This window comes from Buttiauxella ferragutiae, assembly GCF_022637515.1.
Lineage (GTDB): Bacteria > Pseudomonadota > Gammaproteobacteria > Enterobacterales > Enterobacteriaceae > Buttiauxella > Buttiauxella ferragutiae.
In genome coordinates this window covers 4,673,394-4,687,404 of record NZ_CP093332.1, presented here as the reverse complement: position 1 = coordinate 4,687,404, position 14,011 = coordinate 4,673,394, and the positions used below count along the sequence as shown (strand labels likewise).

Annotated in this window: 14 protein-coding genes; 4 read left to right on the top strand and 10 right to left on the bottom strand. The window is 51.5% G+C overall.

The genetic code is table 11. The annotated features are described in order from the left end of the window. Positions 1-15: 15 nt before the first annotated feature. Positions 16-882, top strand: coding sequence for a 16S rRNA (cytidine(1402)-2'-O)-methyltransferase (rsmI, locus tag MNO13_RS21615; protein ID WP_064540497.1), 867 nt, complete (start codon positions 16-18; stop codon positions 880-882). A 191-nt stretch (positions 883-1,073) separates the two neighbouring features. Here rsmI and MNO13_RS21610 read toward each other — a convergent pair whose 3' ends face one another. The 10 genes from MNO13_RS21610 to MNO13_RS21565 all read right to left on the bottom strand — a co-directional run bounded on the left by MNO13_RS21610 (position 1,074) and on the right by MNO13_RS21565 (position 10,864). Continuing rightward, positions 1,074-1,847 carry a DeoR/GlpR family DNA-binding transcription regulator gene (locus MNO13_RS21610; protein WP_232887218.1) on the bottom strand — a complete coding sequence of 258 codons (774 nt, stop codon included), beginning with the start codon at positions 1,845-1,847 and terminating at the stop codon, positions 1,074-1,076. Positions 1,848-1,992: 145 nt separating this feature from the next. Then, a complete protein-coding gene (gatD, locus tag MNO13_RS21605) occupies positions 1,993-3,036 on the bottom strand; it encodes a galactitol-1-phosphate 5-dehydrogenase (protein ID WP_232887217.1) in 1,044 nt (347 codons plus the stop codon). Positions 3,037-3,199: 163 nt separating this feature from the next. Further along, a complete protein-coding gene (locus MNO13_RS21600; protein WP_232887216.1) occupies positions 3,200-4,579 on the bottom strand; it encodes a galactitol-specific PTS transporter subunit IIC in 1,380 nt (459 codons plus the stop codon). Between the two features lie 4 nt (positions 4,580-4,583). Further along, positions 4,584-4,868, bottom strand: a complete 285-nt coding sequence (gatB, locus tag MNO13_RS21595; protein WP_232887215.1) for a PTS galactitol transporter subunit IIB — start codon at positions 4,866-4,868, stop codon at positions 4,584-4,586. 23 nt (positions 4,869-4,891) lie between these two features. Next, complete coding sequence (gatA, locus tag MNO13_RS21590; RefSeq protein ID WP_241939299.1) at positions 4,892-5,356, bottom strand: PTS galactitol transporter subunit IIA; 465 nt, start codon at positions 5,354-5,356, stop codon at positions 4,892-4,894. A 9-nt stretch (positions 5,357-5,365) separates the two neighbouring features. Continuing rightward, complete coding sequence (gatZ, locus tag MNO13_RS21585) at positions 5,366-6,637, bottom strand: tagatose-bisphosphate aldolase subunit GatZ (RefSeq protein ID WP_241939298.1); 1,272 nt, start codon at positions 6,635-6,637, stop codon at positions 5,366-5,368. Positions 6,638-6,847: 210 nt separating this feature from the next. After that, on the bottom strand, positions 6,848-7,657 hold the full coding sequence (locus tag MNO13_RS21580) for an HPr family phosphocarrier protein (RefSeq protein WP_241939297.1): 810 nt from the start codon (positions 7,655-7,657) through the stop codon (positions 6,848-6,850). Further along, positions 7,644-9,059 (bottom strand): PTS fructose transporter subunit IIC, encoded by a 1,416-nt coding sequence (locus tag MNO13_RS21575; protein WP_232887211.1) that lies wholly within the window; start codon positions 9,057-9,059, stop codon positions 7,644-7,646. The genes MNO13_RS21580 and MNO13_RS21575 overlap by 14 nt, the downstream gene beginning before the upstream one ends. Positions 9,060-9,084: 25 nt before the next feature. Then, positions 9,085-9,999 (bottom strand): 1-phosphofructokinase, encoded by a 915-nt coding sequence (gene pfkB / locus MNO13_RS21570; RefSeq protein WP_241939296.1) that lies wholly within the window; start codon positions 9,997-9,999, stop codon positions 9,085-9,087. Between the two features lie 10 nt (positions 10,000-10,009). Next, positions 10,010-10,864, bottom strand: coding sequence for a tagatose bisphosphate family class II aldolase (locus MNO13_RS21565; protein WP_232887209.1), 855 nt, complete (start codon positions 10,862-10,864; stop codon positions 10,010-10,012). 337 nt (positions 10,865-11,201) lie between these two features. Between MNO13_RS21565 and MNO13_RS21560 the strand changes: the two genes are divergently transcribed. Genes MNO13_RS21560 through MNO13_RS21550 form a run of 3 tightly spaced genes read left to right on the top strand, consistent with a single transcriptional unit; the run spans position 11,202 to position 14,001 of the window. Further along, a complete protein-coding gene (locus MNO13_RS21560) occupies positions 11,202-12,035 on the top strand; it encodes a DeoR/GlpR family DNA-binding transcription regulator (protein WP_241939295.1) in 834 nt (277 codons plus the stop codon). A gap of 11 nt (positions 12,036-12,046) precedes the next feature. Beyond that, positions 12,047-13,000 carry a sugar kinase gene (locus MNO13_RS21555; RefSeq protein WP_232887207.1) on the top strand — a complete coding sequence of 318 codons (954 nt, stop codon included), beginning with the start codon at positions 12,047-12,049 and terminating at the stop codon, positions 12,998-13,000. After that, on the top strand, positions 13,000-14,001 hold the full coding sequence (locus MNO13_RS21550; RefSeq protein WP_232887206.1) for a Fic family protein: 1,002 nt from the start codon (positions 13,000-13,002) through the stop codon (positions 13,999-14,001). The genes MNO13_RS21555 and MNO13_RS21550 overlap by 1 nt, the downstream gene beginning before the upstream one ends. Positions 14,002-14,011 lie beyond the last annotated feature (10 nt).

Genomic DNA, 14,011 nt, shown 5'->3' with positions numbered 1-14,011 from the left:
AATACGGATGAAACAATGAAACAACTCGAATCGGCGGCTATTTCTGCCAGCACGCTCTACATCGTTCCGACACCCATCGGTAACCTCGGCGATATCACACAGCGGGCGTTAACCGTGTTGCAAAGCGTTGACCTGATTGCCGCTGAAGATACTCGCCATACCGGTTTACTGCTGCAACATTTCGCCATTAATGCGCGATTGTTCGCATTGCACGATCATAACGAGCAACAAAAATCAGAAACTTTGCTGGCTAAGCTAAAAGAAGGGCAAAGCATTGCGTTAGTTTCTGATGCAGGAACGCCATTAATTAACGACCCTGGTTATCATTTGGTACGAACTTGTCGCGAAGCGGGTATTCGCGTGGTTCCGTTGCCAGGCCCATGTGCCGCCATTGCTGCATTAAGCGCGGCGGGTTTACCTTCCGACCGCTTCTGCTATGAAGGTTTTCTGCCTGCCAAATCTAAAGGCCGTCGCGACGCACTCAAAGCGATTGAGCAAGAACCGCGTACGCTTATCTTCTACGAGTCTACACATCGCCTGCTCGATAGTTTAGACGATATCTGCGCTGTGCTCGGTGAATCGCGCTATGTGGTGCTGGCGCGTGAGTTGACCAAGACCTGGGAATCGATTCACGGCGCGCCGATTGGTGAGCTGGCGGCGTGGGTTAAAGAAGATGAAAACCGCCGTAAAGGTGAAATGGTGCTGATCGTCGAAGGCTTTAAAGCGCCAGCCGATGACGCACTGCCAGCCGATGCACTGCGCACGTTGGCACTGTTGCAAACCGAACTGCCACTGAAAAAAGCAGCGGCTCTGGCGGCTGAAATTCACGGCGTGAAGAAAAATGCGCTGTATAAATATGCGTTAGAAAACAGCGAGAAGTAACGTTTTTCGAGAAGCCTCGCACTTTCTTGTTACAGGTATCCCTGGCAGCTATAGTCCTTCAGCTTTGGAACGTGTATTTGATGTGGCTGGGACTACCGATATTTTCGGCGTGCCAGCAGGTTTTGTCGGATGTCGCTACGCTAATCCGACCTACACGACCGTAGGGTGGATAAGCGAAGCGCCTCCACCATTTACACCAGAACCACCTCTAATCCACTCTTTTCCAACTCAATTTTATCTTCCCTGCTAATGCTGTCATCGGTGATGATGCAGTTGATTTGTTTAATCGGCAGCACCTGGTTAAAGCCACGGCGGTTAAATTTACTGGCGTCCAGTACGGCCACGACTTTATGCGCAGCAGATGCCATCACCGCGCTGATGGAATAACCTTCGTTAAAGGTGGTGATTCCGTTAGTCATATCCATGCCATCGGCACCAACGAACATGATATCGGCACTGATCCCCTGCAAAGAGTGTTCGGCGAGAGTGCCGTGCATGGAGTGCGTTTTGTGGCGCACCGTGCCGCCACAAACCACCAGGGTAATGTCTTTATTGTCGGATAACGCGAAGGCTGCCGGTAGGCTGTTGGTAATCACGGTGATATTGGCTTTCTTGAGCAGCGCTTCAGCGATCAGCAACGTGGTGCTGCCACTGTCGAGGATGACTGTCATGCCGTCTTTGATCATGCTTGCAGCTGCATCGGCAATGCGCTTTTTAGGATCTTTGGCGAGCTGATAGCGATCTTCAAGCATCACTTCCACGTTTTCGGCTTCCATCAGGCTGCTGCCGGGACGCGCCGCCCCACCATGAAAACGCGTGACTAATCCCTTTTCTTCCAGCATTCGCAGGTCTGCCCGGATAGTGACCTCTGAGATACCAAAGGTATTCGAAAGGTCTAGTACCAGTACGCTGCCCTGTGAATTGACCATGTCGACTATTTTGTTGCGTCTTTCAAACGAGTTCATCTTAATTTGCCTAATAATTAACTCTACTCAGTGTAAACGAAAGAGATATGAAAGAGTAACGATGAATTTCGAAAGAATCTATGATGTGGCGAGAGTAACACTTAGGGCGGATAACTCATTACGCTATCCGCCGCTGTTGAGAGGTTTAGCTGAGTTTAAGCATAATTTTGCCATTCATCGGTTTGCCATCCAGCGCTTTCACGGCGGCAGCATAGCTTTCTGGGTTACCGGAATGGGCAATCAGGGGTTCAAGCTGGATTTTTTTCTCAGTCAGCAACCGCGCTGCGGTTTGCCATTCAACCCCAGGCCATGGAGCGGAGTAGTTCATCCAGCTCCCGGTGATAGTCAGCTCTTTACGCAAAATCTGCCCGAAAAGATCGGCGGGTAAATTGAGATCGTGATGGAGTGTGCCAATCAGCGCGAGTTGCGCCCGTGCGCCTGCGATATCGACCGACAATGCCACGGTTTGCGGCGTTCCAGCGGTTTCCAGCACCAACTGATCGAAGCGTGTTTCGTACATCGACTGGCGAATTTCCGCGCCGCTCATTTCTTTACTGTTGAATACTTGGGTGGCTCCCAATTTTTTAGCCAGCTCCAGCTTTTCAGGGTTGATGTCGATGGCGGTAACTGAGCTTGCTCCCAGCGCCGCTGCACACTGTAGCGCCAGCAGGCCAATGGTACCTGCACCAATCACCACCACGTTTTTCCCTTCACAACCGCCGACTAAATGAAAAGCGTGTAACCCCACGGTTATTGGCTCCAGGAACGCCCCATCATCAAGCAGCATGGCGTCAGGGAGTTTGAAAATATTCTTACGCTTCATCACGATATATTCAGCGTTGCCACCGTCGCTGCGTGAGCCGACGAACGAATAACTTTTACACAGTGAAAAAAAACCGCGCTGGCATTCAGGGCATGAGAAGCAGGGCAAAAGTGGAACACAGGCCACCGCATCACCTGCTTTTAAATCGTCCACGCTGTGACCCCATTGTTCCACCAGGCCGCTAAATTCGTGGCCAAGAGTGATGGGATAAAAATGCGCGCCATCGTGGAAAACGCGGGGAATATCGGAACCACATAACCCAGAACAATGAATGCGCACCAGCACTTCGTCGTCGGCTTGCAACTGAGGCATCGGGCGTTCTTCAACGCGAACATCGCCCTCAGCATAGATGACCACTGATTTCATAACAGACTCCAGAAAGAAAGCGGGGAGCCTTAGCTCCCCTCAGGCTGATGACAAACTTCTTCGTAGGTCGGATAAGCGTAGCGTCATCCGACACCACTGGCGTAAATGGTGGATGACGCTAACGCTTATCCACCCTACAAAGCACATTTATCACCTTTGAGATTTACGAAGCGGAATTCACCGGCTGGCTGGCGGCGAGTTGGGCTTTTTCCTGCGCCACAAAGTTGCGCGCACGGCGCCAGGTGAGAAGGACACCAGTGAAATAAATGGCACCAATCACGCAGAACCCGACCACGTTTTGCCAGGTCAGCAGCTGGATTAACAGCCAGGTAATCGGTGAGCCGCCCTGGTCCATCGATGCCACCATTCCACCCGCCTTGAGCGCGCCAGCATTGGCAGCCAGTTGCGTATGCAGGCCGATGGTTTGTGTCGCAATCCACAGCGTGATAGCCATGATGATGGAACCGGAAATCAGCGTGCGGAACAGGTTGCCCTGGTGTACCGCGACCGCCATTGCAACAAAGAAACCGATGGTCGCGAGGTCACCAAATGGCAGCACCTGGTTGCCCGGTACCAGCACGGCGATAAGAATGGTTAACGGGATGAAGATCAGGCTAGCGGAAACTACCGACGTATGGCCGAGCAGCAGCGCTGGGTCAAGGCCGATCAAGAATTCCTGGCTGCCGAACTTCGCCTGTAGACGTTTACGGGCATGTTTCGCGATAGGCGTCAGACCGTCCATGATTGGCTTGATCACACGTGGCATCAGCAACATCACCGCCGCCGTTTTCACCGCTAACTGGAGTACGCCTTTTGCGTCGTAGCCTGCCAGCACGCCAATCACAATCCCCATAATAAAGCCGACGGTGACCGGTTCACCGAATGGCCCAAAGCGTTTCTGGATATCGTCTGCGCTGAAATGAATACGGTTCAGACCGGGAATTTTTTCAATAATGGTATCAACGAGCACCGCGATCGGCCCAAGGTACGCTGAGGAGCCGTGCGGAATGGCTATCCCATCAAGCTCGAAATAATCGCGCGTGTCTTTCGCAAACCAGTCGCCCAGTTTGTAAACGAATGCTGAGTGAACCACCACGCCCAGAATCCCCAGCCAGTAAGAACCGGTTGCCAGATGCACCAGCGCACCGGTAAAGGTCATATGCCAGATATTCCAGATATCGACGTTCACCACGCGCGTCATGCGAGTTACCAGCATCACGACGTTTACGGCGATGGCAATTGGAATCGCGACCAGCGCAATTTGCGAAGCCCAGGTCATTGGCGACGAACCAGGCCAGCCGACATCAACAACATGCAGGTTGATCTGGAATTGCTCCGCCATAGCTTTCGCCGCCGGGCCGATAGAGTCCAGCATCAGGCCGATGACCAACCCGATACCGACAAACCCAATACCAATATGCAGGCCGGATTTGAAGCAGTCTCCGAGTTTCATTCCCAATAGTTTTGAGAAGATGATGATAACCAGCGGCAACATCACGGTGGGGCCGAGGTCGAGGATGTAACGCATGATTTCGCTAAACATGGCTCTACTCCGCGAGGATGGTCAGGATTTTTTGCTGCAACGCTTCGATACCCACACCGGATATAAACGGCATTCCATGAACCACCGGAATATCGCCGAAAGTACGGTCGACGCGCGCGGTGGTGCAAATCAGGTCTGCGCCATCCATGTAGGTTTCGATTTCAGTGACCCGGCACTGCACTAAATCAAGCTGGATATTATGTGCTTCGCATAACTCTTTGATTTCTTCCGCTGCCATTGTTGAGGTCGCAACGGCACCGCCACAGGCAACAATTACTTTACGTTTCATAGGGTATCTCCGTTTTATTATGCTTACGAAACCGCACTCATCTGCGGTTCGAGAAGGGTGTTGCGGAATAACTCGCCCAGTTGCGACGGCGGTGCGGTGAGCAACGCCTCCATCACTTCCGGATTTTGTAGTTCACCAAACAGGCGCTTCAACAGCTTCAGCTGCGCCGCAGGGTTTTCGACAATCAGGGCAATAATCAACGTCACCGGAATATCGTCGTCGTCGTCGGCACGCTGAAAACGCACCGGTTCGTCAGGACGAATCAAATAAAGCGCCGGAGATTTAGCGTGCTGTGCCTCGCAGTGCGGGATTGCGACAGCATGATGTTCCAGGTCAATGCCGGTAGGAAATGTGGCTTCTCTTTCCAGCAGCGCCAAAGGATAGCTGTCGTGCACCACCCCTTTGGCGAGCATCTCTGCACCGATGTGTTTTAACGCTTCATCGCTGCTGGCGAAATGGATGCCGGTGCGGGTAAATATTTGCGTCATGGTTTTTCCTCAGGCAGCAGAAAGTGAACAGCCGTAGCGATAGGCGCGCAGCACATCCTGGATTTTGTCGAGGATCAGGGCGTGCGGCGTAGCCTCAAGTTCCCTGGTCATGACGCGCTCAAATTGCATCGGCAGATATTGGCTCAGCAGGCCCAGCGGAATGGTGATATCGCCGAGGTTGGTGACCAGTTTTTCTACGCTGTGGCGGATACGCGGATGCGGCCAGTAGTAGCGCATGCGATCGGAAAGGCTGAAGTGAATATCGACCATCGCCTGGCTGAAAGTCGGGTGGTAATACTTTTTCCAGTAGTTCGGCTCATTGAGCATCACTTCATCGATGACTTGTAATACCTGGCTGCGGTTTTCCGGGGCGATCAGTTCGCTTTCAATTTTAGCCAGCGCAAAAATCGCTTCACGCAGCGCGAAAGTCAGCGCCGGGCCCACTTTGAGGATCGCAAAGTGATCCTGCACCAACTCGCGATACGCTTTGCGGGACTGGTAATCCGTGGAATGTGCTTCGTAAACCAGCGGGGTTTTCTTGACCCATGCGCAAAGTGCTTCGGTTTCCTGCGGTTGGTAGTGAATCACTTGTGTATGGTCAAACTCGACGCCAGGCTGCACCACGATTGCAATCACGCGATCCAGCGCTTGTTCCAGCCCTAACGCGGTGAAAGCCAGACGATGAGTTTCAACCGTGTTAGCTGCATCGCATTCTCGTGTGACATGAACCCCTTCTATAGCGCTCGATTCGCCGCCCGGAACCGGGACTTCGGTACCAATCACATAGGTCAGATGTTTTTTCTGCTCGCGGGTTGCAGTTTGTTCTGCGGCCTGGCACAACAGGGCGGCGCGGTTGGCCACAACCTGCGGATCAAGGGGAACAGGATCGTCGGCGCAAGACATTGACGCATCGAGGTGGATCTTGCTGAACCCTGCGGCAACATACGCTTTGATCAGCTCAAGGGATTTCTCCATAGCTTGTGCCGCGGGTTGATCCTGCCAACAGTTTGGCCCCAGATGGTCGCCACCGAGGATAATGCGTGCGTGAGGGAAACCCACTTCATTGGCTATCTGATACACAAAATCGCGGAAATCAGCGGGCTGCATGCCTGTATAACCGCCGAACTGGTTAACCTGATTTGAAGTCGCTTCAATCAGAACTTTGCGTTCGCTGTGCAAATCAAAACGCAGTGCGGCTTCAATCACTAATGGATGAGCCGAGCAAACTGAACAGACACCGATGTGCTCACCGGACTTATGACGGGCAATAATCTCTTTCATCTTAAACCTCCGTTTTCTTTTGTTTATTTTCGTTATGTTTTGCATTCAGAGCAAAGATCTTTGTCCGCTTTCGTGATCTGCGTCTGAAATTTACACCAGATGTAAAATTATTGATTATTATTCAGTGTTTTATATGTGTTGCCATTAAGTTAAATGCAAAAAAACGTTCAGCAGACGAAAGCTACTGAACGTTTCAATCGAAAGGAAACATTAATTAAACAGACGTGCCAGCCAGTTGCGTTTTGCTTCCGGTGCGGGATGGGGTGGCGGCGTGACTGGGAAGGTGGTGATTTCACCCAGCCCGCTGCTAATGGCTTCCCCGATGGCGTTTAGTGCGTTCAGGGCATCGGGGCCATTGGCAGTAAAACGCAGCCGGTGCCCACTTTTCGCCCCTAATGACACCACGCGCATAAGATTCTTTGCGTCAACACCTGGGGCGGGCATATCCAGATTGATGACCCTAATGGCGCTGTCAAACTGCTTGATGGTTTTCACCAGAATCGCACTCGGACGGGCATGCAGACCGTGTGGGTTATGAATCACAAAGGTCGCTTGCTCACCTTTTTGTTCTTCATATTCAGGTGGTTTATCGGCAGCCTGGCCGCTCAAAATTGTTAAAATATCGGCTGACGTTTGGGCGTTTTCTATGGCCGACGGGACGTAATCGTCGCTTAGCGCATGCGTTAGCTGGCGTAAAATATCCAGGTGCTCATTGGAACGGGCGGCAATACCCACCACTACGTTCGCCCTGTTCCCGTCTCCCCATTCCACACCGTGGCGAAAGACGATGACTTTTACGCCTGTGTGGCGCACCGCATCGCGGGTTTCTGGTGTGCCGTGGGGAATCGCGATGCCATTGCCCAGGTAAGTCGAAATTTGCGCTTCGCGAGCCAGCATGCCACTCAGATAGCCGTTGGTGGTGTTGCCTGCTTCGACCAGTTTTGCCGCCACCAGGCTTAACGCCGTTTTCTTATCGACCCGCTCTTCGCTGAGCACAATGTCCTGCTCACAGAGTTGCATTCTGGCCCCCTTGCTGAACTGTCACGGTATCCGTGCGCTTTAACCACAAGCGCCATGTACCTAACATCACCGCGCCACAAGCGGAACCCGCAAGAATACACAGTACCCAGGCCAGCGGTTTACTTACCAGTGGCAGGATCAAGAAACCACCGTGGGGAGCAGGAACCTGAATATGCAGGCTGTAGCTGAGAACAGCGGAAATACTCGAAGCGATCATCATCATCGGGATCACGCGTAGCGGATCTTTGGCGGCAAAGGGAATCGCGCCTTCGGTGATATGTGTGCAGCCGAGAATGTAGTTCACCATGCCTGCTGCGCGTTCGTCCTCAGTAAAGCCTTTCGGGAAGAACGTGGTGGCCAGCGCGATGACCAGCGGCGGTGTGATGCAGGCGGCGGAGACACCCGCCATAAAGAAGTAGTTTCCCTGGCCTAACAATAATGTGCCGGTTACATAGGCCGCTTTGTTTACCGGGCCACCGAAGTCAAAGGAACACATCGCACCGACGACAATGCCCAGCAGGATAGGGTTCGAGTCCTGCAATGACGCGAGCCAGTTCATCATGCCGTTATTGATGGCTGCGACCGGCTGGCCGAGTAATACCATCAGCACACCAATCGCCAGTACACCGACTAATGGCATGATAAATATCGATTTCAGCCCTTCATATTGCCGTGGCATACCTTCCAGCAGGTGTTTGACATACAGCATCAAATAACCGGCAGCAAACCCGGCAATAATCCCGCCGAGGAAACCAGCTCCGGTGGCATTCGCCAGTAAGCCGCCGACAAAACCCGCCACCATGCCGGGTCTGCCGGAAATCGAGTAAGCAATATAAGCGGTGAATACCGGCACCATAATCGAGAAGGCTTGCTGGCCGATCTTCATCAGCATGGCAGCGATGGCGTTATATTCGGCTGATTTAGGATCGGCAGAATAAATTCCCCACAGGAAGGAGACGGCGATTAAAATCCCGCCCGCTACCACAAACGGCAACATATTAGAGACGCCGCTCATCAGATGCTTATAAACCTGGCGACCGAAAGACTCCTTTTCACTATGGGTGGCGGTGATGTTTTTATCACCTTTACGAATCGCTGCTTCACCGTTGAGCACTTTATTAATTAACTCTGTCGGATGATGAATCGCTTCTTTAACCGGAACTTCAATCACTGGTAGGCCATTAAAACGATCGGCATTCACGTCTTTATCTGCTGCAATAATAACGCCAGCAATATTAATTAAATCAGCGGGTGTAATGGCGTTCTCCACGCCGCTGGCACCGTTGGTTTCTACTTTAATGTCGACAGAGAGTTTTTTTGCTGCATGCTTTAAGGCTTCTTCCGCCATAAAAGTATGAGCAATACCGGTAGGGCAACCAGTGACCGCAATTATCTTTTTCATAAGCAGACCTTTAATAGTTTTGTGTCTACAGTTTTTCAACCTGGATTTGCAATAACAGAGTGTCGATGTTGTTGAGCTTGCCTAAACCTGCGGAACCGGCGACATCAGCACCTGTCGCGGCGGCGAGTGCCAGTGCGCGTTTAATTTCCCCGCCCGCCAGCCAGACGCTGAGGAAAGCGGCGAGGGCGGCGTCTCCGGCACAGGCGCTACTAACCAGTTCAATCGCTGGGGCGCGACAAAACCAGCTGTCGGTACCATTGGAAAAGTACATGCCGCGCGCACCCAGCGTGATCAATACGTTTTGTGCACCCAGCGCATGTAACTCTGCCAGGGCGGCTCTGGCGTCTTCATGAGAATTTACCATCAGGCCAAAAATAGCCGCCACTTCTTCATCGTTAGGTTTAATTAACAATGGTTTAAATTCCAGCAGCTGCTTTAAAGCGGGATGGCTAATATCAAGAATCACCGCGATATTTTTCTTCTGGCACAGCGTCATAATTTCCGCATAGAAATTGCTTTCAATGCCTTGCGGTAAACTTCCGCTGATCACCAGATATTCTGCATTGGTTAAATTCGTCAATTCATTAATGATTTGCTGTTTGCATTCATCGTTAATAAATGAGCCTGGGTTGACTAGCTTATATTCTTGCTCGCCGTCATTAATGAAAATATTAATTCGTGTAGGTTCATCTACCCATGCTGGTGTCACGCTGAGTTTTCGCGTGCGTAGCTCTTCAACAATATAACGCCCGGTAAAACCACCAAATATTCCAAGAATATGCGCGGGTTGTTGAAAATGGTTTAAGACCAGAGCGACGTTAACACCTTTTCCATTCGGGCAATATTCGGTGTGGTGCGTTCGGTTCACCACGCCGGGCCTGATAGGGTCGCTAAAGATATTCATATCGATAGCGGTATTGAGGGTCAGAGTATAAATCACCACTCACTCCTTACAGTTGTCCTTCACAGCCGCAAACGTGGATCACTTTGCGCACCACTTCTTTCATCGCCTGTTTTGCCGGTTGCATATAGTGGCGTGGGTCATTCGCTTTCGGGTTTTGGGCGAAGTACTGTTTTAGCGCGTCCGAGAAGGCAATTTTCAACTCGGTTGCCACGTTAACTTTACATACGCCGAGGCTGATTGCGCGGCGAATGTCACTTTCTGGCAGGCCGGATGCACCGTGCAAAACCAGCGGAATATCAACCTGGGCGCGGATTTCAGCCAAACGGTCAAAATCTAACTTAGGCTCTGCGGCATACAATCCGTGAGCGGTACCAATGGCGACCGCCAGCGAGTCGATTCCAGTGCGTGCCACAAATTCACGTGCCTGTAGTGGGTTGGTATAAAGCGCGTCTTTGCTGTCGACCACTAAATCGTCTTCTACGCCGCCGAGGCGACCGAGTTCCGCTTCAACGCTGGCATCGTAACGGTGGCAAAAATCGACGACTTCTTTCACTAACGCCACGTTTTCTTCAAAAGGAAAATGCGATCCGTCGATCATCACCGAGCGAACCCCGGCATGCACTTTGGCTTCAATATCGGCGAGGGTTTCGTGGTGATCGAGATGAATCGCCAGCGGCAAGTTGTATTCACGTGCCAGATCGCCGGCGATCGCCACAATATTGCCGGTTCCTGCGTAGCTGAAGGTGCCCGGCGTACCAGCAACAATCAGCGGGGATCGCATTTCAGCGGCGGTTTCGACCACCACTTGTAACGTTTCGAGATTGTGGATGTTAAAGGCAGGAACGGCGTAACCCTGGTGTTGGGCTTTGATGAGCATATTTTTACTGGAAATGATGAACATAGCTTTCTCCGACTGTTTTAACTTTCAAAATTAAAGAACTTATAAAACTTAACCTTCATTTTGAAAGTAATGTAACGATCCATCTGCTACAACACTGTGATCCATGACGCATAAACGCGATAATTTTTACTTAATGAAAGTTATTATTTGACTGTTGGTTTTGTTTTGTAAGTTAATGAGCGAAGTAGAAGACGACAACTTATTGAAATTATTGTTTTATTATCAATAGCTCATGCACACTTTCCAGATGCTTAATTGACATCACCCCATGGAAGTTTAAAAATGAAAGTTAATGGTCGGGAATTGCTCCCGAAAGATAAGCCAATAAGGTCATGTTGTGGCAAAACCCTCTACCAGCCTGCTGAAAAGGCGTCTGGACATCGCAGAGATCGTCCGTAAAAACGGTGAAATCAAAGTCGACGATTTGGCAGAAATGTTAGCGGTGTCGGGCGTGACGATCCGTAACGATCTCAATTATCTGGAACAGCAGGGCTATCTGAAACGATCCTTTGGTGGGGCGATTTATACCGCTCAACCGGTCACCGTGGCAGCAAGACACGATGCGCCTGTGCGCCAGCCGTTGGATACCGCTATTGGGCTTGAGCTGGCGAAGCAAGTGGCGCGTCTGGTGTGCGATGAAGAAACTGTTTTTCTGGGGGCGGGTAGCGTGCTGCGTAAGGCAATCCCTTTTCTCGGGGACTACCGCGAACTGTGCCTGGTGGTAAACGATCTGGCTCACGTTGCCCCCGTGCGGGATTACGTTGACGGTGAAATGGTGCTGCTCGGCGGCGTATTAGGCGCCAGTGGGCAGACGCTGGAAGGTGAGCTTTCACTCCAGTCGCTCAGGCAATACCAGCCTTCGCGTTGCCTGATAGAAGTGGAACATATCAGTGATGACGGGACGCTCAATGTTGGTAGCGAATCCGCAGCGGCCCTGCTTCAGGAAGCCATTAAGCTGAGCGCGCAGTGTGTGGTGGTGCTCACCAAACGCCCGGTCTATGGAGAGCCGCGCTATGCAGTAGGGAAGCTTAACCAGATAAATGCAGTGGTGACGCCGCAGATTGTCGCGGCGGAATACCATTCCCGGTTTATTGCCGTCGGTTTATCTAACAGCTACACCAACAATGAATGCCTGACCTGGATTAATCCTGCCCTGCATTCAGCGCGGTAAAGGACGTGCTCATGAACGTGACCATTGCGACACTCGGCGAGTTGCTCGTCGAATTTCTGGCGAAAAAAGAGAATCAAGGTTTCTCCACTCCCGGCGAATTCTGGGGGCCGTATCCCAGCGGCGCTCCGGCCATTTTCGCCGACCAGGTGGCGAAGCTGGGTTTTCAGTCGCTGCTATTTAGCTGCGTGGGCAACGATGCTTTCGGCGAGATGAACATTGCCCGCCTGGCGCGCGATGGGGTAAATGTACAGGGTATTTCGGTGTTGCCCAACGCCACGACGGGCAGTGCATTTGTCAGTTATCGCAGCCAGGCGCAGCGTGATTTTATCTTTAATATGCCGCACAGCGCCTGCGGTTTGCTGAGTGCCGGTCATCTTGATGAAACGCTGCTGCGGCAGTGCCAGCATTTTCACATTATGGGTTCATCGTTGTTTTCGTTTCGTTTGATTGATGCGGTGCGCAAGGCAATTAGCATCGTGAAAAGCCACGGCGGCACGGTGTCGTTTGATCCCAATATCCGCAAAGAGATGCTCAACATTCCCGAGATGTCTCAGGCATTTGAATACATTCTGGATTACACCGATTTCTTCCTGCCCAGTGATGGCGAACTGGACTATTTCGGGCTGAGTAAAACCGGCGATGAAAGCAAAATTGTCGCCAGTTTATTTGCTCGCGGAATCAGCCATGTGGTAATTAAACGCGGCCCGCGCGGCGCAAGTTATTACAGCAAAGACCAGCAATATCATGTGCCTGGTTACCCGGTTGACGTGATTGACCCAACCGGTGCCGGAGACTGCTTTGGTGCCACGTTTGTCAGTTTGTTCCTCGCGGGGTATAGCGTGCCGAATGCATTAGCCCGCGCCAATGCCAGCGGCTCGCTCGCCATTTCCCAACGCGGCCCGATGGAAGGCACGTCAACCCTTGCCGAGATTGAAGAGTTTATGGCATGCCGGGAGGGCGTTTAATGGCTGGTTATCAACCCCCCTTTAGTGTCACGCCATCAATTATTAATCGTGTGGTTGAAATAGGTGAGTTGCTAGGTCGATGGGCGGCTCATGCGGAACAAGCCTCTCCAATGCTGCGCAAAGAAAACCGTATTCGCACCATTCAGGCATCGCTAGCCATTGAGCACAATAGCCTTTCCACAGAGCAGGTTTCTGCGATTATGGACGGCAAACGAGTACTGGCACCGGCAAAAGATATTCAGGAAGTCCGTAATGCCATTCTTGCTTATGAAGCGATGTCTTCATGGAAAAGCGAAAGTATCCAGGATCTGCTCGCGGCGCAGCGGATTTTAATGATGGGTTTAGTGGATATTCCAGGGCAATTCAGAAGCGGAAATGTTGGGGTCTACAGGGATGAACAGTTAATCCATATGGCCCCACCAGCCAACCAGGTTTCACGTTTAGTGTCTGATTTACTGCGCTGGTTGCGTGAAACAGAAGTGCATCCGCTGATCGCCAGTTCTATTTTTCACTATGAATTTGAGTTTATACATCCTTTCGCCGATGGAAATGGGCGAATGGGACGTCTATGGCAAACGTTAATTCTTAGCGAGTGGCGTGAAGAATTAGCATGGCTGCCCATAGAAACCATTATTCATCATCAGCAGCAGAGCTATTACCGGGTATTGGGTGAATGTGACCGGGTTAGTGACTGCACTGCGTTTATTGATTTCATGCTCGAGACATTAGTTGAAGGTCTGACCGAAGGTATTGCGACTCAACAAGGCATAATCGCCAAAGTGGCGGAAGAAATGGCGGAAGAAATGGCGGAAGAAATGAATGCTAGTGAATCCCGACTGCTTGCCATTTTAGCCGACAAACCCACCGCAACCGTTACTGAACTGGTCGCGGTGTTGGGTTGCAGCCGCAGAACGATCGAACGAAACATTAAGTCGTTACAGGGCAAAGGAAGGCTTCAGCGGGTAGGAGCAACAAAGAAAGGTTTTTGGCAAGTGATGTAAAGAGGTGTGG

Coding starts and splice junctions, on each gene's coding strand:
- rsmI (WP_064540497.1), top strand. CDS start 16: ATGAAACAACTCGAATCGGCGGCTATTTCTGCCAGCACGCTCTACATC.
- MNO13_RS21610 (WP_232887218.1), bottom strand. CDS start 1,847: ATGAACTCGTTTGAAAGACGCAACAAAATAGTCGACATGGTCAATTCA.
- gatD (WP_232887217.1), bottom strand. CDS start 3,036: ATGAAATCAGTGGTCATCTATGCTGAGGGCGATGTTCGCGTTGAAGAA.
- MNO13_RS21600 (WP_232887216.1), bottom strand. CDS start 4,579: ATGTTTAGCGAAATCATGCGTTACATCCTCGACCTCGGCCCCACCGTG.
- gatB (WP_232887215.1), bottom strand. CDS start 4,868: ATGAAACGTAAAGTAATTGTTGCCTGTGGCGGTGCCGTTGCGACCTCA.
- gatA (WP_241939299.1), bottom strand. CDS start 5,356: ATGACGCAAATATTTACCCGCACCGGCATCCATTTCGCCAGCAGCGAT.
- gatZ (WP_241939298.1), bottom strand. CDS start 6,637: ATGAAAGAGATTATTGCCCGTCATAAGTCCGGTGAGCACATCGGTGTC.
- MNO13_RS21580 (WP_241939297.1), bottom strand. CDS start 7,657: ATGCAACTCTGTGAGCAGGACATTGTGCTCAGCGAAGAGCGGGTCGAT.
- MNO13_RS21575 (WP_232887211.1), bottom strand. CDS start 9,059: ATGAAAAAGATAATTGCGGTCACTGGTTGCCCTACCGGTATTGCTCAT.
- MNO13_RS21565 (WP_232887209.1), bottom strand. CDS start 10,864: ATGTTCATCATTTCCAGTAAAAATATGCTCATCAAAGCCCAACACCAG.
- MNO13_RS21555 (WP_232887207.1), top strand. CDS start 12,047: ATGAACGTGACCATTGCGACACTCGGCGAGTTGCTCGTCGAATTTCTG.
- MNO13_RS21550 (WP_232887206.1), top strand. CDS start 13,000: ATGGCTGGTTATCAACCCCCCTTTAGTGTCACGCCATCAATTATTAAT.